Source organism: Modestobacter sp. VKM Ac-2985 (genome assembly GCF_026967925.1).
Classification (GTDB): Bacteria; Actinomycetota; Actinomycetes; order Mycobacteriales; family Geodermatophilaceae; genus Modestobacter.
In genome coordinates, this window is record NZ_JAPVBI010000003.1 from 1,086,663 (window position 1) to 1,104,463 (window position 17,801).

Genomic DNA, 17,801 nt, shown 5'->3' on the forward strand with positions numbered 1-17,801 from the left:
TATCAACGGCGTCACGGCGCACTCCGCCTGCGGGTGATCCATCGCCGTCATCAACGCGCCTCCTGGCTCGACAGAGATCTTCGGACCCGGCGAACGGAACTGCTTCGTAACCGCTGGAAGGACTTGACCCTTGTCCTGGTGGCCTTGGTTGTGTCCGCAGCCGGCGCAAGCTTGGTGGTACGCCACTCCCCGTTGCTGACGGGCCTCGTGATCGGCGTCTACGTCGGCGCGACCGCGGTTGCGGCGATCGTCCTGCTTTCGGTCGTCGATGGGACTTTCCACCCGCGTCTCGGCCGGCTCGTTGAGCGCAGCGTCGGCACAGACCTCCGGCGGATCCCCGGCATCCACGGCGTGGTCAGCGACGTCTCGTTCGAGCACGGGAACGTCGACCACGTCGTCTTGACGCCGCGCGGATGTCTGGCCGTCGAGGTCAAGAGCTCGTTTTCCCGGCGTCGGGACCTGGCCAAGGTCGCCGACCTCGCCGGCAAAGTCGCGCAGACGCGAGACGGCGCAGTGCGGGTGCAGCGACTGCTGCGCAGTAGGGGCGTCGACGTCCCGGTACGGCCAGTCCTGCTGTTCACCGGCCCGGGAGCACCGTTCATGCCTCCCGTCGTCCACTACGACGACGTGACCATCACCGGCTCCGCCGACTCGACGACTTGGGTGGAGGGCGCCGTTCGGGCCAACGACCAGCTCGACTTGGACACCGCCAGGCGTGCAGCTGATGTGCTGCTGGCCTACCGAGAACAGCGCACCGACTACGAGCAGGTTCGCGCCCAGCTACAGGCCGAAAAGCTACACTGATCACCTCTTTGACGGATTGGGCTCACGGCGATCCTGCGGCGTGCGGCGTGCGGCGCGCCAAGTGATGACGCGGCGGGTGGTGTGGACGACGGCGTCGTGGATTAGCTCAACGCACCGCAGATGACGGACCCAGATGGGCCCCGGTCCTGTGTCGCCAGGTTGCCATCGGCCAGCTGCCCAGCGCCGGCCATTCCGGGCTTTCTCGTCCGTTCCTGATCCCCGCAAGGAACTTCCTACCGGTCCCGTGAACGTGATTCGTGCGCAACGGCACGGCAACACGGCACCCCCACGATCCACGGCAGAACGTTCCAGCGCGGGCCCGACGAACGGGAGACGACCGGCATGGACACAGATCATGAGTGAGAAGAACGCGCTCACGGTGAGCATTGGGGTGCTGGGCGCCCTCTCCGTCCTCTTGACCGCCGAGGTCATCGAAGTCCCGGTCTGGGTGGTCTTCATCGCCTGGGCGTCGTTCTTCATCCTCGGCGGTGGCGTCAGCGGTCTCGTGCAGTCGATCGCCAGTAACCTGACCGGCGTCGTCATCGCATCGCTGTGCCTGCTGCTCATCCAGCAGGCCACGCTGGGCGTGCTGCTCACCGCCATCGTCGTGGGTGTCGGCAGTGCCGGGATGGTCGCCGTCTCCCGCGTACCGCTGCTCACCGCGATTCCCGCGATCGTCTGGGGCTTCGCCACCACGGTGGGCACGTCCGCGGTCACCGGCCGGGACGTCACCTACGCCGACAGCATCGGGAACCCGGTCCTGATGGTGGCCACCGCCCTCGTCCTCGGCGGCCTGTTCGGCATCGCATCGGAACGGCTCGCCGGCGTCCTCACCGGCGGGAAGCACCGTGATCCGACCATCACCACGGAAGGAGCCTCGACGTGAAACTGCAGCACGCCCTCGGTGGCCTAGAAGGGCTCGAGACCACACCGGTCAACTTCGAGAAGCGCGTCTTCGTCGAGGACTGGGAGAAGCGGATCTTCGGGATCCACGCCGCGATGATGGGCCTCAGCGATTCGCTGCGCGACGCCGGCTACGACATGGAAGCGGCAGGCGCGGCCGTGAACACCACCTGGACGTGGGCGGACCTCCGCAAGGGCGCCGAGGCGATGAACCCCTTCGAGTACTTCCAGTTCCGCTACTACGAGAAGTGGCTCGGCGGGATCACCGCCTACTTCCTGCAGCACGGGTACCTCACCGCCGACGAGCTGGCCACCACCACCGCCAAGTACGCGCAGACCCCCACCGCCGAGTTGCCGGTCCGCCCCAGCGACTCGATCGATGACCAGGTCATCCGCTACCTGCGGCAGGGCGACACCCCCTTCCGGGGCCCCGGCGAGCCACGCTTCGCCGCGGGCGACGCGGTGACCGTCGGGAATCCACCGCACAGCGACCACACCCGGCTGCCCGGCTACCTGCGCGGCCGCGACGGCGTGATCGAGCGCGTCTGGACCGGCAGCTACGCCTACTTCTGCTCCACCGGGCCCGACGGCCTCGGCGACCAGCCGGTGCCGGTGTACGTCGTCCGCTTCGAGCCGCAGGAGATCTGGGGTGCCGCCGCCGAGCCGAACGCTGGCCCGATCTACGTCGAGCTCTACGAGACCTACCTCAACCCGCCCGCCAGCACCGAGGACGCCGCCTGATGAGCACCCCGTTCAGCTACCCCTCCGACCGAGAAGAGCAGAGCGCCGCCCAGGTCCGGGCGCTCGAGGCGCTGCTGATCGAGAAGGGAGTCATCACCCACACCACGGTCGACAAGGTGCTGGGCTACTTCGAGTCGGAGATGACCCCGCTGAACGGCCAGAAGATCGTCGCCCGCGCCTGGGTGGACCCGGACTTCGCCGCCCTGCTCGCCACCGACGCACCCGCGGCGGTCGCACAGCTGGACCTCCCCGACGGCATGGCCGGCGCGGAGGGCGAGCACCTCGCGGCCGTGCTCAACGAGCCCGGCGTGCACAACCTGGTCATCTGCACCCTCTGCTCCTGCTTCCCGTGGCCGGTGCTCGGGCTGCCGCCCTACTGGTACAAGGACCCGGTCTTCCGCGCCCGGGCGGCCCGCGAACCGCGTGCGGTGCTGACCGAGCTCGGCGTGCCGCTGGACGACGACACCGAGGTGCGCGTCTGGGACTCCAGCGGTCACTCCCGCTGGTTCGTCGTCCCGGAACGCCCGGCCGGCACCGAGGGATGGACCGAGGATCAGCTCGCCGCGCTGGTCACCACCGAGTCGATGATCGGCGTCGCCCTCGCCGACGTCCCCGCCCCGGTCTGAGTCGAGGAGATCCGATGAGCAGCGACGTCGTCGACTTCACCTACGACGCGGACGGCAAGGCCGTCTTCCACGACTCCTGCGTCACCGACCTGGACCAGCCGACCTTCGACGCCGAGTGGCAGCGCCGCGCGTTCGGCCTGGCGGTGGCCCTGTCGGAGTTCCGGCACTACGAGTGGACGGACTTCCAGCAGGCACTGATCGGCGAGATCGGTGCCTGGGAGAAGGCGCCGGCCGACGCCCGCGGCCGTTGGGAGTACTACGAGCACTGGGTGAGCGCGCTGCACGAGGTGGTCGCCGGGCACGGGCTCCTGGAGGAGGGCTACGTCAACCCCGAGGACCGCGACGAGCACGACGACCACCAGCCGCCAGCGCCCACCGTCCCCAGCACTCCGACGCCACGACCTTCGTGACCCCTGCCTTGCCGGTCGAGGGCCTTCACCCCTCGGCCGGCGACCGGCCCCGCGACGCGCACTCCCGACGCCGCCGCCTGGGCGCCACGAGTGCGACGCAGGTATGGACGAATCGATTCATACCGACTCTGTGCTGCGCGACGTCACCGTCGAGGTGATCGAACGGCTCACCCGGCTGGCCGAGCGGGAACACACCTCGGTGAGTGCGGTAGCGGTCGGTGAGTTGGCGGACGTCAGCCGGCGAGCGGACAACCCGACCGATGATCGCCCTCGACGGCGCGGTCGACGCCCTACTGAACGACGGAGCAGCGCAGAGGCATGGGCCCGGGTGCAGCGTGACGCGCCGCACCTGATCGACGCCGAGGTGCCTCAGGTCTGCGCCGCCTCGTTGCCGTCGGCCGCCTGCCGGCGTCCTCCGGTCAGCGGCTGCCCTCGGTGACGACGGCCGGTGCGACCGTGTCCAGATCGTCTCGCGCTGGGACTTACCCCTGCACACTCTTCCCGGACATCAAAGGATCGCGTGTGATGCTTTAACGGAAGCCGATGTCATGAAAGGTTGTGCTCATGGCGACCTGGCTGGATGCGGAGTGGGAGCACTCGGACCTCAGCATGGTCCCTCGTTCCGACCGACTGTTCGGCTCCTACCGGCAGTACTCACCCGACATGGTCACCACACGTCCGCTGGGCATGTCCCGCAGCACGACGCAGCGAGCCACCGTCGCAGAGCGAGCCGTCCGCGAACTGGGCGCCGGACCCGGAGCCCAGGGACTCGAGGGGTTGTCGCGCTTCCTCCTCCGCTCCGAGGCCATCGCCAGCTCGCTGATCGAAGGGATCGCCCCCTCCCCGCAGCAGGTTGCCCTGGCCGAGCTCGCCCAGGACGAGGACGTTCGTGGCTTCAGCGACGAGGCCCGGCTGGTGGCGAACAACATCACCATCCTCCGCCGGGCCGGTGACGACCTCGCGTCCGCCGCGGAGATCACGGTGGCCGACATCGAGGCGCTGCACCGGGCACTGCTCCCCGAGGAGAAGCACCACGGCCTCCGCAGAGTGCAGAACTGGGTGGGCGGGTCGAACTGGCACCCGCTGTCCGCCGACTTCGTCCCACCGCCACCCGAGCTCGTTCCCGAGCTGATGGCCGACCTCGTCGACTACATGAACGGCTCGGTGCACGCACCACTCGTCCAGGCCGGCATCGTGCACGCGCAGTTCGAGACCATCCACCCGTTCACCGACGGCAACGGCCGCGTCGGCCGGGCCCTCATCCACACCGTGCTCACCCGCCGCGGCCTGACTCCCAGCGCCATCCTCCCCGTCAGCCTGGTGCTGGCCACGCTGCGCCGCGGCTACGTCGACGGCTTGACCGCCTACCGGTACTCGACATCACCCGACAGCCCGGAGGCCGCTTCGGCCGTCGCTGCCTGGCTGGACGTCTTCCTCGACGCGACCACGGTCGCCGCGGAACAGGCACGGACCTTCGCCGGGCAGGTCGCTGAGCTGCAGGCGGAGTGGGAGATGAAGCTGGCCGACCACCGGACTGCGCATGGCCTCCGGGAGACGCCGCGAACCGACTCAGCGACGTACAAGCTGCTCCGCACACTTCCCGAGGTCCCCATCCTCACCGCACGCACGGCGCAGCGACGGCTGGGGGTCTCGTTCCCACCCGCCCGCGCCGCCTTGGAGGAACTGGCGGACGCCGGCATCCTGGCGCGCCGGTCAGTCGAACGCGGGACGACCGGCTACACCGCCACCGACGTCTTCTCACTCGTGACGCACACCGAGCGCCAACTGGCGAGCACCTGGTGGGACACCAGGTGCTCTGGACCCAACCGGCCCGTCCCAGCTCCACCCGAGGGCTGACCAGCCGGCCATGACGCATGGGTCGCGCCGGGCTGCTGCAGGAAGTGGAGCAATCCGCTCGCGGACGGATCGCGGGTGGCCGACGTCAAGATCGGTGGTTGGTCGCGACCGTAGGAGCTCACCAGCGAACAGGCGGGCTGCGGGGCGTCTGCCTGCACTCGACCCGCGCGGAGACACAGCAGTGCCACACCAACCGGCCGGTGACCTCAGCTGAACAGATGGCGGCGGCCTGCCTGCCGTGCGCGTGGCACCTGTGGCGGTCGCCCCCCGGGTCGGTGTGGCGGTTCGCCGCCCTGGTGGACGCCGCGATGCTGGGGCTGCACGCGCAGCTGATGGGCGGCTCGGGCCATGTCCACCACGCGGCGGGGCCGGGCGCGCTGATGTGGCTGGGCCTCGGCCTGGTGGCCGCCCAGCTCGCCCTCGCCGGCGCCGCAGCCCTCCGCCGCCTCTGACCGCTCGGTGATGTGCGCCGGTGGCGGGTTCTCGGCCCGGAACCCGCCATCGGCGCACATCACTGGACCCTGAGCCGGTCAGGAGCGGCGCGGCGCCATGCGCAGCGCGGCGCCGAACGCCTTGACCACCTTTGCCTCACGCATCACCCCGGGCTCCTGCCCGCCAGCGCCGTCGCGCCTCCAACACGTACGGGTGGAGCGGATGTGTGGCGTTGTCGGCCTGATTGAGCGGTGGCTCCAGCTCAGCGATCACTGCGGCCTCGACCGTCCACGGCTCCGGGTGCTCGGCCCACGTCAGTTGCAGCTTCTCCCCCATCCACTCCGACAGCGCCAACTCGTCCCGGTTGACCAGCACCGGCCGGGTCGTCCATCGGCTCTGCCAGCCCTGCTGCTCGCTCAGCAGTGCGGCCAGCGACCGACGCAGCGTCGAGGATGCCGTCGTCCCGCGGATGTGGTCGCCCACCACCCGGCTGCGCAGCGTCGCCTTCGACGCCGCCCCGTTCGGCGCGATGCCCACGTACAGCAGCTGCAGGTCAGCGGCCTCGTGCCGCGGTCCGGAGATGCCGGGCAGCGCACCGAACCGCCCCCACCACGCGTAGACCCCCGGTGCGGCAGGCATCCCGGCGCGCGCCTCGTCCAGCGACACGGGGAGCGAGCGCAGCGCGGCGACCACGGAGTTCATGCCGACAGTCAAACGCCCGCAACACCCCGGACCCAATCCGCACGGCGGCGGCAGAGCACCGTGCGGAGAAGTTGACCGACGTCCCCGGCGCTCGTAACCGGAGCGGAGCGCGAGCGAGGTGTCGTGAGGGCACCGACTCCGAGAGGACCGCCCGTGCCCGACCTGTTCTCCCCCTTCACGCTCAAGGGCGTGACGCTGCGCAACCGCATCGCCATGTCGCCGATGACCATGTACGGCTCGGTCGACGGCCAGATGGACGACTACCACGTCATGTACCTCGGGGCCCGCGCCGCCGGCGGCTTCGGGCTGGTCTTCCCCGAGCAGATCGCCATCACCCCCGACGGCCGCACCACCACCTCCTGCGCCGGCATCTGGGACGACGACCAGATCGCCGGCCACGCCCGGGTCACCGCGATCATCAAGCGCTTCGGCGCTGTCCCGGGCATCCAGCTGGGCCACACCGGCCGCAAGGGCAGCGAGGTCCCGCCGCACAAGGAGACCAACGCCCAGGGCTCCTGGAAGGCCCTCCCACCGGACCACCCCGACGGCTGGCAGACCGTCGGCCCCTCGGCCATCCCCGCCGGCGGTGACCACTCCTACCCGGTGCACGAGCTGACGGTCGACGAGATCAAGGGCCTGCACCGCAGCTACGCCGACGCCGCCCGTCGCGCCGCCGACGCCGGCTACGAGTGGCTGGAGATGCACTTCGCGCACGGCTACCTCGCCGCCAGCTTCTTCTCCCCGCTCGCCAACCAGCGCACCGATTCCTACGGCGGCAGCAACCGCAACCGGGCCCGCTTCCTGCTCGAGGCCCTCGACGCCGTCCGGGAGGTCTGGCCCGAGCACCTGCCGCTGACCATGCGGCTGGGCTCCGACGACTTCCACCCCGCCGGCACCCAGTTCGAGGACTCCCTCGAGGCGATCGGCTGGATGAAGGAGCACGGCCTCGACCTCGCCGACCTGTCCATGGGCGGCAACACCGACGACATGGTCAACCCGTCCTTCTTCAACGAGCCCGCCGGCTTCGTCCCGCGCGCCACCCGGGTCCGCCGCGAGGTCGGCATCCCGGTCGCGACCAGCTGGAACCTCGGCGTCCCGCAGACCGCCGACTCGGTGATCCGATCCGAGCTCATCGATGTGGCGATGATCGGTCGGCCGGCGCTGTCGAACCCACACTGGCCGGTCTGGGCCGCCCGCGAGCTCGGTGTCGAGGCCCCCTTCGACCTGCTGCCGGCGGACTGGCGGTGGTGGCTGTCCAACTTCCGCGGCCACGCCCCGAGCATCGGGCTGCCGCCCACCCCGGCCGAGGTGCGCGCCGCCGCCGAGGCCGACGTTCCGATCGCCGAGTTCGGCGAGGTGCCGGTCAGCGTCTGACCCTGCGGGCGGTCGACGTGACCACGTCGGCCGCCCGCACGGCTCCAGGGCGACCCGGTGCAGGTCACGCACGCCCGCACCCGGCCTGTGGACGACGCGAGCGGCGAGGGGCCGCTGCGCGGCAGAGTCCCCCGCCATGAGGACCCGGCCGCACCCCGACATCCCCGTGACCAGCGACGCCGAACTGACCGAGCGGTGGCGCGACCTGCTCCACCTCGACGGGCCACCGTCCTGCCGCCGACTGTTCCTCGCGTGGCTGCGAACCGACGGCACGATGCTCCACCTGCTCATCCCGGTCGAGGAGCTCCCGCTCGAGCCCGATCGGGGGGCCATCGGCAACCTCGCCGAGCTGCACACCGTCGTGGCCGATTCCGAGGACGTCGATCCGACCGGCCTGCACCTGGCGATGTGCCTGGAGCGCCCCGGGCCGGCGACACCCACCCCGGACGACGCGCCTGGTGCAGCGCGATCGAGTCGATCATCCGTGGCCGCGACGGTCTCGACTGCAGCCTGCACGTGCACGACGGGCGCACCGCTCTGCCGGTCCTCCCCCGGCCGACGTGGCCGGTGCCGTGAGCGTCGAGCGCCTGCTTGCAGACTGCGACAGCCCGGTGGACGATCGCGGCATGCCGACCCTGTACCTGCGCAACGTCCCCGTCGACGTGATCGAGCGCCTCACCCGGCTGGCCGAGCGCGAGCGCACCTCGGTCAGCGCGGTGGCGATCCGCGAGCTGGCCGACGTCAGCCGCCGGGCGGACAACCCGACCCTGCTGGCGGCCCTGCCGGACAGCGTCGTCGGCCTCGACGAGATCGTGGACGCCGTGGACGCAGGCCGCGCGGAGCGGTGATCGTCCTCGACGCCTCGGCCGCCGTCGCAGCCCTGCTCCGCGATGGATCGGCCCGGGAGAGCGCGGCCCGCGAACAGCTGCATGCGCCGCACCTGATCGACGCGGAGGTGGCCCAGACCCTCCGCCGACTCGTCTCAGCCGGCCGTCTCCCGGCGCACGCCGGCAAACACCTCCTCCTCGAGTGGTCCGCGCTGGCCCTCGTCCGTCACCCGGCCCATCCACTGCTCCCGCACATCTGGGCACTCCGGGAGAACGTCACGGCCTACGACGCGACCTACGTCGCCCTGGCCGAGGCGCTGGGCTGCGCCCTGCTCACCGCCGATACCCGACTGGCGCGCGCACCCGGAACCACCTGCCCGGTCACCGTCGTAGCCAGCTGACCGAGGTCGCGGCGGCCGCAGCACAGCCGCCATCGACCGGACGTTCCTGTCAGACGATCGAACTGGTGTTCGAATCATGACGACCGCGACTGGACCCACCACTGCCCCGAGCGCCGACCAGCTCCGAGCCGAGTTCACCGAGAGCCTGGGTCAGGGACTGCGCGAGGGTCTCGACTCGCCCACGCCTGGGACGTTGCTGGGCATGGCGTCGTCGATGCTCGACATCTCCAGCCATCCCGACGCCGATCCCGGGAGCACGGCGCAGGTCGTCCGCCACCTCACGACCTGGGACCGCCCGGAGACGTCGGCCGGCGCACTCGCCATCGCCACACTCGCCGACGAGCCGGGCCTGCGCCGATGGGCCCGCCGGGACATCGCCGATCGTGGGCACACCGTGCCGCGCTGGCTCGCCGACCTGCACCTCGCCACCCCGGCCGCCCGGACAGTCGAGCTGATCGGCCCTTTCCGCGAGGCGGACGATCTCGTCCTCGGCGTCACCACCCCGAGCGGGCATGCGCTCACCACCCTCGTCCGCGTCGACAACGAGCTGGGCGCCCGAGCCGTCGACGGCGCCCTGTTCGAGCACCCGATCGAGACGGTGCTGCGCTCGCTGAGAACGGATGCCGACCCGGATCTCCGCATCCGCGACATCAGCGCGGCGGACGCCCGCGCCCGGCTCACCGCTGCGTTCACGGGAGTGAGACTCGACGAGGTGCTGAGAACCAGCACGAAGTGGCGGAACCAGCGCTGCATCGTGCGGTGGATGCTGTCCCGCTTCCCCGACGGCGGTGACGCCACCGTGCCCGGAAGACTGGACGACGTCGACACCGACGAGCTCACCGCACGGTTCCTGGCCTCACCGTGGGGCCGCCCTTGGACACGAGGTGCACTCCCGCTGCTGGTCGAGCGAGTCTTCGCCAGCGGCCTGAGCAACGGCGTGGGTGACCCACTCCTGTGGGCCCCGCGCCACGTCGGCCGACTGCTCGACCCGCGGCTGCACGACCTCGACCCCGATGAGCTCGACCTCGATCGCGCCCCCGAGCTGCTGCGCGACCTCATCCGGTACGGCCACGACGAGCGCGGTGTGCGCGTCGGGCTCACCGACGCATCGCTGCACGCGGTCGACCGGTGGGCGCCTGCCTTCCGCACCGCTGTCCGAACGTGGGACGACGAGTTGACCGCATAGCCGTTAGTCCGACAGCTGCAGGTGCACTCGCAGTGCGTCGTCGAGCTCGCTCATCAGGTCCAGCGGCACCCGGCCCAGCACCGGCCCGATGCGCTCCACGGCCACCGCTCGGACCTGCTCGGCCTGGGCTTTCGAGTCCACGGCAAGTCCGGTGCGGTCAGCTGGGAGCAGTGCCTGGAAGGGGAACACCCGGGACACGTTGCTGGTCACCGGCACCACGGTGACCACGCGCCGCCCGAGCCGGGGGGCCGTGGCGTTGGCACGGTCGTCTCTCACCAGCACAGCAGGCCGCTGGTTGCTCTCCTCACGGCCACGGACGGGCTCCAGGTCGGCGAGGCACATCTCACCGCGGCGCATCGACCAGGCCGTCCCCCGCGGTCACGTCCCACACCGATTGCTCGCCGATGCTCTCCCACTCCTCCCACGCCGCTGCGTAGTCCTCCTCGAGTACCGCCTGCCGCAGCAGTCGGAGCGCGTGCTGGATCACTGCGGAACGCCCCTTGAGGCCGGCGGTGCGGGCGTACTCGTCCAACAGTGCGACGTCGTCATCGGACAGGCTGACGCTCAGCTTCACAACGAGATGCTGCTTTCGGTAGCACCCAGGTAGCAACAACGTTCCGCCTCGATGTCGAAGCGCGTTGCCGGTCGACCGGCCGGTGGATGACGCCAGCGGCGAGGGGCCGCCGGCCTCGTCGACGCCGTGGACGCAGGCCGCGCGGAGCGGTGACCCTGCTCGACACATCACGGGCGCGACGACGACCACCTGGTCATCCGGTCCTGGGTACTGGCATCGTCAGGCAGACATCGAGGAAGACGAACGTCGGCACCGCGACTAACCGATCACGTCGGGTCGTCGATGGCCCCGTCGCCGGCGAGCCAGGCGTCCTCACGCTCGTGGAAGGCGACCAGCTCCGCCCACCGGTCGTCGCCGAGCAGGTCCGCGTTGAGCTGCACACCCCGCGTGGTCTGCAGGTAGCCGAGATACCGGTACGACGGGCGCAGCCCGGCCAGCAGCGCGGCGTCCAGCTCGGGCACCTCCCCGGGGACGACCGGCCGCAGCTCGTCCCACTCGAACAGCACGTGGAAGGTCAGCAGCTGCCAGCGCCCGTCGCGGCGCACGGCACGGGAGAAGAAGCGGCAGTAGGCGTGGACGTCGGCCTGGACGCCGCCGACCTCCTCGCGCAGGAAGATCGTCGCCGGGCTCTCCACGGTGGCGCGGTCGCCGCCCACCTGAGCGAAGGCGGGGAACACCCAGTGCTTGCCGGAGAACGGCCCCGCCGGGGCGTCGCCCAGCAACGAGCGCGTCGCCTCGACGTACGCCTGACCGCCGACGCCGTCGTACCAGGTGGTGCGCACCCACGCACCGGGATGGAAGCACTCCGCCATCACGTCGAACCGCCGCTGATCTCGCGCGAACCGCTCCCGCCGGACCAGGTCGAACAGCTCGTCCTGGTCAGCCGACGGCACGGGGCACGCCTCCCCCGAGCTCGGCGCTGAGCGCATCGGCTGCGGCCAGCAACTGCTCCAGCGTCGACTCCAGGTCCAGCTCCCCCGCGCCCAGCAGCGCGACCGTGGCGGCCAGGCCCTTGGCGTCGAACACCGGGGCGGCCACCGCCACGGTGCTGTCGTTCCAGACGACGCTGTAGCCCTGCCGGCGCGCGGAGTAGACGTCGGTCTCCAGCCGGGCCCGCTGCGCCGCCGGCATCCCGGCGGTCGCGGCCTCCATCTCCCCGGCGTCCCCGTAGGCCAGCATCAGCTGGGACTGCGCCGCCGTCGGGTCGAGCTTCGTGCCCGGGTGCACCGTCATCACGACCACCCGGCTGGTGTCCTCCTCGGCCAGCGCCACCACCGGGCCGCTGGCCCCCTTGACGCTGAGGACCGCCGTCATGCGGACGGCGGTCCTCAGCCGCTTCAGGTGCGGGCCGGCGATCTCCACGATCCGCCGGCGACCCAGTGCCTGGATCCCCAGCTCGAGCATCAGGCCGCCGAGGGCGAACGTGCCCCGCCGCTCGCCGCGCTCGAGGATGCCGGCCGCCGCCATCGACGCGCAGTACCGGTAGGCCGTCGTCCGGTTGAGGCCGGTGGCGTCCGCGATGTCCGCCGCCGACAGCTCGACGACCTGCGGGCCGAACAGCGCGCAGATCTGCCCGACGCGGGCGACCGCCCGGATGTCGGCGGTGGACGTCGCATCCTCGGAGTTCGCCATGCGCGAAGAATAGTTCACCAGGGACACTTTCCGCCGCCCGCACACCCGGAGTGACGACCCGGTCAGCCGGCCAGCCAGTTGGTCAGCTGGGCGGTGACGTCGTTGAAGTTCTCCGCGTACCAGTCGACGTCCTGCATGACGGTCTCGCCCTCGTTGACCGGCCCGTAGACCTCCAGCTTCTGCTGGTTCTCCGACAGCTGGGGCTCGGCCGTGGTGTTCACCGGCGCGGTGCCGAGGTCCTCGGAGATCGCGGCGGACGCCGTGGGAGAGGTCAGCGAGGAGGCGAACGCCCCGGCGGCCGCCGCGTTCGGCGCACCCTTCGGGACGGCGAAGGCGCTCAGCGTGGTGACCGTGGTGTCCCAGACGACGGTGATGTCGACGCCCTGGTCCAGCAGCGGCACCAGCCGGGAGTCCGACAGGAAGAACATGTCGACCTGCCCGGAGCCGACCGCCTGCTGCAGTGCGCCGACGTTGGGGGCGAAGGTCGTGTCGTCGCGGATCGTGTCCAGCTTCTCCAGCGCCCGGTCGACGTCCAGCGGGTACAGCTCGTCGGGGGCGACCCCGTCGGCCAGCAGCGGGTACTCGAGGATGCCGTTCTGCAGGTTGGTCAGGATGCCGCGCTGACCGGGGAACTCCTCGGTGTCGAAGAAGTCCTCAACGGTCGTCGGCGCCGTGCTGGGGTCGGGGAACGCGTCGGTCCGGTACGCCAGCGGGGTGGAGTTGACGAAGCCGCCGACGTAGCAGTCACCGACCGCGTCGTCGACCAGCTCGGCCTCATCGGTACCGCTGTACTCGATCTCCTCGAACAGCGTGCCGCAGTTCTGCGTCGCGGCGGCAGGCGCCACGGCCACGACGTCCCAGGAGACGGCGCCGGCCTCGACCTGCGCCTTGACCTGGGCGACGTCCGGCGGGGAGGTGTTGACGAAGGTGACCCCGGGGTTCTCCGCCGTGTAGGGCTCCTGCCAGTCCGCGATCATCGCGTCCTGCCCGTCGCCGCCGTAGCCGACGAAGGTCAGCTGCGCGTCGTCCGTCGCGGAGCCGCCGGCGGGGCCCGCCGCGGCGTCGTCCTCACCGCCGCCGCAGGCGGCCAGCGAGGTGGTCAGGAGGATCGCGCCGAGCGTCCCCAGAGCACGCGTGGATCGTGGCACCGTTGTCACTTCCCTTGGACTGACGGGCTCGTGAGGCCCGGTGGTTTTGTTCAGCATGTGATGTACGACATCGCCATGTGAACGCTAGGACGGTCAACCGGTCGGGGCAAGCATGTCGGCCCCTGCATCTGGAAAAGATCGCGAACGTGAGACGGGCCGGTCCGCATGGTGAACGCCCAGGTGAGAGCGCCGTCCGACGGGCCGGCTGCGGACATGCCGGAGCGCCGCGCGACAGGTGGCCGCGCGGCGCCGGGCATGGTCAGCGAGAGCTCAGCGGGACACCACCCGCTGGCGCTCGACCCGCCACCAGGCCTGCACCGACTGGCCGACGGCCAGCTGGGTCTCCGCGGCGTCCAGCCGGGCCTGGCCGAGCACGGCGCCGTCCCCCGTCCCGAGGGCGAGGGCGACGGAGCGGTAGGAGCCCAGGTAGTGGACGTCGGTGACCGTGGCCGGCACGACGTTCACACCCGGCGGCACGGCGTCGTCCCGCTGGGCGATGTGCACGTCCTCCGGCCGCACCACCAGCGCCGTGGCCTCGGCCGCGCGGGCCCGCTCGGACACCGTGTGCGGCGCCACCGCCCAGCGCCGGTCGCCCCAGGTGATCTCGCTGCCCGGCGCCTGGGCCAGCTCGAAGACGGTCGAGTCACCCAGGAAGCCGGCGGTGAAGAGCGTCTCCGGCGCCTTGTACAGCGTCTCCGGGGTGCCGACCTGCTCGATCCGCCCGTTGTTGAACAGCGCGATCCGGTCGGAGAGGCTCATCGCCTCCTCCTGATCGTGGGTGACGAAGACGAACGTGGAGCCGACCTCGCGGTGGATCCGCTGGATCTCCGCCTGCAGCGCGCCGCGCAGGTTGCGGTCCAGGGCACCCAGCGGCTCGTCGAGCAGCAGCGCCTTGGGGCCGAAGACGATCGCCCGGGCCAGCGCCACCCGCTGCTGCTGACCACCGGACAGCTGGGAGGGCACGTCGTCGTCGCGGCCGGGGAGCTGCACCAGCTCGAGCACCTCGGCCACCCGGCGCCTGATCTCCGCCTTGGGCACCTTCCGCTCCCGCAGCGGGTAGGCGACGTTCTGCGCCACCGTCATGTGCGGGAACAGCGCGTAGTTCTGGAACAGCATCCCGAGGTCCCGCTTGTGCGGCGGCAGGGTGCTGACGTCGTCCCCGTCGAGGGAGATGCGCCCGGAGGTGAGCGTCTCGAAGCCGGCGATCAGGTTGAGCGTCGTCGTCTTGCCCGAGCCCGAGGGCCCGAGCAGGGTCATGAACTCCCCCGGCTCGATGGTGAGGGAGACCCCGTCGACGGCCGGCACGGCCAGGCCGTAGTCCTTGACGACGTCGGACAGCCGGATCTGCGTGCCGGCGCGCGAGGCGACGGGTGCCACCGGCGGCACGGCGGTGGAGGTGGAGGTGGCGGACATCAGGGCTCCTGTCGTTTCTTGCCCCGGCTGCCCAGCAGCAGGGGGAGGAGGCAGACCACGGTCACGACGGTGACCACCAGGCTGGACGTGGCGGCGATGGTGGGGTCGACCTCGAAGGTGACGCTGTTGAACATCTGCACGGGCAGCGTCTGGAAGGTCGGGGAGCGCAGGAACAGCGCGATGACCACCTCGTCGAAGGAGGTCACGAACGCGAAGACGGCGCCGGTGACGATGCCCCGGCTGATCAGCGGCATGGTCACCCGGGCGAAGGTGCGCAGCGGGGACGCGCCCAGGGACGCCGAGGCCCGCAGCAGCTTCGGGTCGAAGCCGCTGAGCGCGCTGGTCACCGACACCAGCACGAACGGCGTGCCGAGCGCGGCGTGCGCGAGCACGTAACCGGCGAAGCTGCCGACCAGGTGCCACTTCAGGAAGGAGATGTAGACGACGACCGCCACCACGATGCCCGGCGTGACGAGCGAGATCATCAGCACCGTGCGGGCCAGCCCGGCCAGCCGGCCCGTGAGGTGGTGCAGCCCGACCGCCGCCGCCGTGCCGACCACGGTGGCCAGCGTCGCGGCCACCGCGGCCACGAAGACCGAGTTGCGCAACGAGGTCAGCCAGACCGGGTCGGTGAAGAAGTTGCGGTACAGGTCGAGGGAGAAGCCCTCCGGCGGGAAGCTGAACGTCGTCGAGGAGCTGAAGCTCATCGGGATGACGAACAGGGTCGGCAGCACGAAGTAGAGCGCCACCACCGCCACCACCAGGCGCAGCCACCACGGGACGGCGTCCACCCCGCGGTCGCGGCGCCGGCGCCGTGGTGCGGCGGGCCGCGCCTCCGGGTCGAGCCGGTCGAGCTCGGCCGCGCGGGTCGTGGTGGTCATCGCTGCTCCTTGGTGCCGGTGGTGGCGACGACGCCGATCGCGGAGACGGTGCCGCCGATGCGGTTCGCCCAGACCACCAGCGCCAGGGTGACCGCCAGCACGAGCACCCCGAGCGCGCCGGCGCCCTGGAAGTCCAGGAGCTGGGTGGTGCGCTGGGCCAGCAGCTGCGCGATCAGCGACTCCTGCGGCGTGCCGAGCAGGGCCGGGGTGACGTAGAAGCCCAGGCTGAGGGTGAAGACGAGGATCAACCCCGCGGTGACGCCGGCCCGGGACAGCGGCCAGTAGATCTTCCAGAACGCCACCACCGGGGACGAGCCGAGGCCGCGGGCGGCCAGCAGCAGCCGGCGGTCGATCCCGGACAGCGCGCTGAACAGCGGCAGCACCATGAACGGCAGGAGCACCTGGCTCATCGCGATCGCGACGCCGGTGACGGTGCCGTAGAGGACGACGTCCAGGCCGAACAGGCCGAAGAACTGGTCGACCGGCCCACCGCGCTGCAGGATCAGGATCCAGGCGAAGTTGCGGGCCATCACCGAGGTCCAGAACGGCACCAGCACGATCACCAGCAGGACGGCGCGCATCCGCGGCCCGACCCGGGTCATCACGTAGGCGTAGGGGTAGCCGAGCGCGAAGGCGATCACCGTCACCAGGAGTGCGGTCTTCGCGGTGCGCAGCAGCACCCGCATCGTCACGCCGTCGGTGAACAGCGACCGGTAGTGCTCGTCGGTCAGGTCGGGGGCGCCGACGCTGCGCAGGAAGCTCTGCGCCAGCGGGAGCAGCAGCACCACGCCGATGAGCGCGAGGGCCGGGAGGAGCAGCAGCCAGTGCGGGCGCGGCGGCCGGCGACCGGCCGCACCGGTCCGCCCGGAGGCCGCTCCGCCCGGGTCGGTCCGGGCGGGCCCGGACCGTGCGAGGTCTGTCATGAGGAGCCTTCCTGCCGGTTCACCCGGCGACCAGGGAGCCGAGCGTGTGCGCCGCCTCCTGGAGTGCGTGGACCCGCTCCGTGGCGCCGGCGGGGTGGAGCATCGTGCTGGTGCCGATCAGCGCCATGGCGGCCTGCACGTCGTAGGTGGCGAGCACCGGCACGGCAACCGAGGCCAGGCCCACGCGGTCGAGGTCGGCCCAGGCCAGCCGCTGCCGGCGGACGTCGTGCAGCGCGGTGCGCTCGACCGCGGCCTGGGCGTCGGTGAGCGTGGCGTGCGCCCGGGCCACCGCCCTCGGGTCGGACTGGAAGGCCAGCAGCACCCGGGTCTGCGCGGCCTTGACCTCGAGCACCGTGCCCACCCGGACGGTGAGCAGGATCGTGGTCTGCTGCGGCTCCTCGACCAGCGTGACGACGGCGCCGGTGCGGCCCAGGAAGCTGAGCACCGCGGTCAGCCCGGTGCTGTCGGCCAGCTGGCGCATCAGTGCCGGGGCCAGCGTGATGACCTGCTGGCGCACCGAGACCAGCGCGGAGAGCTGGTCGAGCAGCGGGCCGGGGCCGGAGGTGGCGCTGAGGAAACCGGCCCGCTGGAGCGACTGCAGGTAGCGGTGCGCGGTGGTGCGGTTCAGGCCCAGCCGCTCGGCGACCAGTGGCGCGGTCAGCCGGGGGGTGTCCTGGTCGAGCAGCGCCAGCACGTTCGCGGCCCGGTCGATCGCCTGGATCAGGGTCCGTTCGGACTCGGCCGGCACGGGCGCCCGGTTGCCGGGCCGGCCCGCCGGGGCTCGCTCGTCGCGGACGGCGACCGCCATCTCCCACCCCCTCGTCGGAGCGTGGCGCAGCCCACGGCTGCGCTCTGCGTCACAGAGTGAAGCAGCCGCTCGTTCAGGATGCAATCACCGATTTCACATGATGAACATGGCACCGCCCCGGTGCTGGACACTCGCGGAAGCTTGTGCGTAGCTTGAACA

The 17,801-nt window shown here is 71.2% G+C and carries 21 protein-coding genes; 11 read left to right on the top strand and 10 right to left on the bottom strand.

Going from position 1 to position 17,801, the window contains the following annotated elements; translation table 11 throughout:
* Nucleotides 1-138 precede the first annotated feature (138 nt).
* The 7 genes from O2V61_RS21065 to O2V61_RS21095 all read left to right on the top strand — a co-directional run bounded on the left by O2V61_RS21065 (nucleotide 139) and on the right by O2V61_RS21095 (nucleotide 5,793).
* Entirely contained in the window at nucleotides 139-804 is a 666-nt protein-coding gene (locus O2V61_RS21065) for a nuclease-related domain-containing protein (RefSeq protein ID WP_269185222.1), read from the top strand.
* A gap of 355 nt (nucleotides 805-1,159) precedes the next feature.
* The gene (locus O2V61_RS21070; protein WP_269185223.1) at nucleotides 1,160-1,690 is read left to right on the top strand and encodes a DUF1097 domain-containing protein; all 531 of its coding nucleotides are present in this window, start codon (nucleotides 1,160-1,162) and stop codon (nucleotides 1,688-1,690) included.
* Nucleotides 1,687-2,448, top strand: coding sequence for a nitrile hydratase subunit beta (nthB, locus tag O2V61_RS21075; RefSeq protein ID WP_269185224.1), 762 nt, complete (start codon nucleotides 1,687-1,689; stop codon nucleotides 2,446-2,448). The genes O2V61_RS21070 and nthB overlap by 4 nt, the downstream gene beginning before the upstream one ends.
* Nucleotides 2,448-3,074 (top strand): nitrile hydratase subunit alpha, encoded by a 627-nt coding sequence (nthA, locus tag O2V61_RS21080; RefSeq protein ID WP_269185225.1) that lies wholly within the window; start codon nucleotides 2,448-2,450, stop codon nucleotides 3,072-3,074. The genes nthB and nthA overlap by 1 nt, the downstream gene beginning before the upstream one ends.
* 14 nt (nucleotides 3,075-3,088) lie before the next feature.
* Nucleotides 3,089-3,484, top strand: coding sequence for a nitrile hydratase accessory protein (locus O2V61_RS21085; RefSeq protein ID WP_269185226.1), 396 nt, complete (start codon nucleotides 3,089-3,091; stop codon nucleotides 3,482-3,484).
* Nucleotides 3,485-4,048: 564 nt separating this feature from the next.
* Entirely contained in the window at nucleotides 4,049-5,341 is a 1,293-nt protein-coding gene (locus tag O2V61_RS21090) for a Fic family protein (protein WP_269185227.1), read from the top strand.
* 200 nt (nucleotides 5,342-5,541) lie between these two features.
* Entirely contained in the window at nucleotides 5,542-5,793 is a 252-nt protein-coding gene (locus O2V61_RS21095; RefSeq protein WP_269185228.1) for a hypothetical protein, read from the top strand.
* 136 nt (nucleotides 5,794-5,929) lie between these two features.
* Here the strand turns inward: O2V61_RS21095 and O2V61_RS21100 are convergent, their stop codons facing one another.
* Nucleotides 5,930-6,475: a GIY-YIG nuclease family protein gene (locus O2V61_RS21100; protein WP_269185229.1), complete on the bottom strand. Its 546-nt coding sequence runs from the start codon at nucleotides 6,473-6,475 to the stop codon at nucleotides 5,930-5,932.
* Nucleotides 6,476-6,628: 153 nt separating this feature from the next.
* Here O2V61_RS21100 and O2V61_RS21105 point away from each other — a divergent pair, with 153 nt between their 5' ends.
* The 4 genes from O2V61_RS21105 to O2V61_RS21120 all read left to right on the top strand — a co-directional run bounded on the left by O2V61_RS21105 (nucleotide 6,629) and on the right by O2V61_RS21120 (nucleotide 10,263).
* The gene (locus O2V61_RS21105; protein WP_269185230.1) at nucleotides 6,629-7,849 is read left to right on the top strand and encodes an NADH:flavin oxidoreductase/NADH oxidase; all 1,221 of its coding nucleotides are present in this window, start codon (nucleotides 6,629-6,631) and stop codon (nucleotides 7,847-7,849) included.
* 626 nt (nucleotides 7,850-8,475) lie between these two features.
* Nucleotides 8,476-8,697 carry a hypothetical protein gene (locus O2V61_RS21110; protein WP_269185231.1) on the top strand — a complete coding sequence of 74 codons (222 nt, stop codon included), beginning with the start codon at nucleotides 8,476-8,478 and terminating at the stop codon, nucleotides 8,695-8,697.
* Complete coding sequence (locus tag O2V61_RS21115; protein WP_269185232.1) at nucleotides 8,694-9,077, top strand: type II toxin-antitoxin system VapC family toxin; 384 nt, start codon at nucleotides 8,694-8,696, stop codon at nucleotides 9,075-9,077. The genes O2V61_RS21110 and O2V61_RS21115 overlap by 4 nt, the downstream gene beginning before the upstream one ends.
* Nucleotides 9,078-9,153: 76 nt before the next feature.
* The gene (locus O2V61_RS21120; protein ID WP_269185233.1) at nucleotides 9,154-10,263 is read left to right on the top strand and encodes a hypothetical protein; all 1,110 of its coding nucleotides are present in this window, start codon (nucleotides 9,154-9,156) and stop codon (nucleotides 10,261-10,263) included.
* 3 nt (nucleotides 10,264-10,266) lie between these two features.
* On the opposite strand, the gene O2V61_RS21125 is transcribed toward O2V61_RS21120, so the two are convergent.
* The 9 genes from O2V61_RS21125 to O2V61_RS21165 all read right to left on the bottom strand — a co-directional run bounded on the left by O2V61_RS21125 (nucleotide 10,267) and on the right by O2V61_RS21165 (nucleotide 17,642).
* Nucleotides 10,267-10,620 (bottom strand): type II toxin-antitoxin system PemK/MazF family toxin, encoded by a 354-nt coding sequence (locus O2V61_RS21125; RefSeq protein WP_331254240.1) that lies wholly within the window; start codon nucleotides 10,618-10,620, stop codon nucleotides 10,267-10,269.
* Nucleotides 10,607-10,837 (bottom strand): ribbon-helix-helix domain-containing protein, encoded by a 231-nt coding sequence (locus O2V61_RS21130; protein WP_269185234.1) that lies wholly within the window; start codon nucleotides 10,835-10,837, stop codon nucleotides 10,607-10,609. The genes O2V61_RS21125 and O2V61_RS21130 overlap by 14 nt, the downstream gene beginning before the upstream one ends.
* Nucleotides 10,838-11,103: 266 nt before the next feature.
* Nucleotides 11,104-11,730 (bottom strand): nuclear transport factor 2 family protein, encoded by a 627-nt coding sequence (locus O2V61_RS21135; protein ID WP_269185235.1) that lies wholly within the window; start codon nucleotides 11,728-11,730, stop codon nucleotides 11,104-11,106.
* Complete coding sequence (locus O2V61_RS21140) at nucleotides 11,717-12,469, bottom strand: IclR family transcriptional regulator (protein WP_269185236.1); 753 nt, start codon at nucleotides 12,467-12,469, stop codon at nucleotides 11,717-11,719. Before O2V61_RS21140 ends, O2V61_RS21135 begins: the two co-directional genes overlap by 14 nt.
* Before the next feature lie 62 nt (nucleotides 12,470-12,531).
* Nucleotides 12,532-13,617 carry an extracellular solute-binding protein gene (locus O2V61_RS21145; RefSeq protein WP_269185237.1) on the bottom strand — a complete coding sequence of 362 codons (1,086 nt, stop codon included), beginning with the start codon at nucleotides 13,615-13,617 and terminating at the stop codon, nucleotides 12,532-12,534.
* Between the two features lie 270 nt (nucleotides 13,618-13,887).
* Complete coding sequence (locus O2V61_RS21150) at nucleotides 13,888-15,030, bottom strand: ABC transporter ATP-binding protein (RefSeq protein ID WP_269185238.1); 1,143 nt, start codon at nucleotides 15,028-15,030, stop codon at nucleotides 13,888-13,890.
* Nucleotides 15,030-15,911 (bottom strand): ABC transporter permease, encoded by an 882-nt coding sequence (locus O2V61_RS21155; protein WP_269185239.1) that lies wholly within the window; start codon nucleotides 15,909-15,911, stop codon nucleotides 15,030-15,032. The genes O2V61_RS21150 and O2V61_RS21155 overlap by 1 nt, the downstream gene beginning before the upstream one ends.
* Nucleotides 15,908-16,834, bottom strand: a complete 927-nt coding sequence (locus tag O2V61_RS21160; protein ID WP_269185240.1) for an ABC transporter permease — start codon at nucleotides 16,832-16,834, stop codon at nucleotides 15,908-15,910. Before O2V61_RS21160 ends, O2V61_RS21155 begins: the two co-directional genes overlap by 4 nt.
* A 19-nt stretch (nucleotides 16,835-16,853) precedes the next feature.
* Entirely contained in the window at nucleotides 16,854-17,642 is a 789-nt protein-coding gene (locus tag O2V61_RS21165) for an IclR family transcriptional regulator (protein ID WP_269185241.1), read from the bottom strand.
* Nucleotides 17,643-17,801 lie beyond the last annotated feature (159 nt).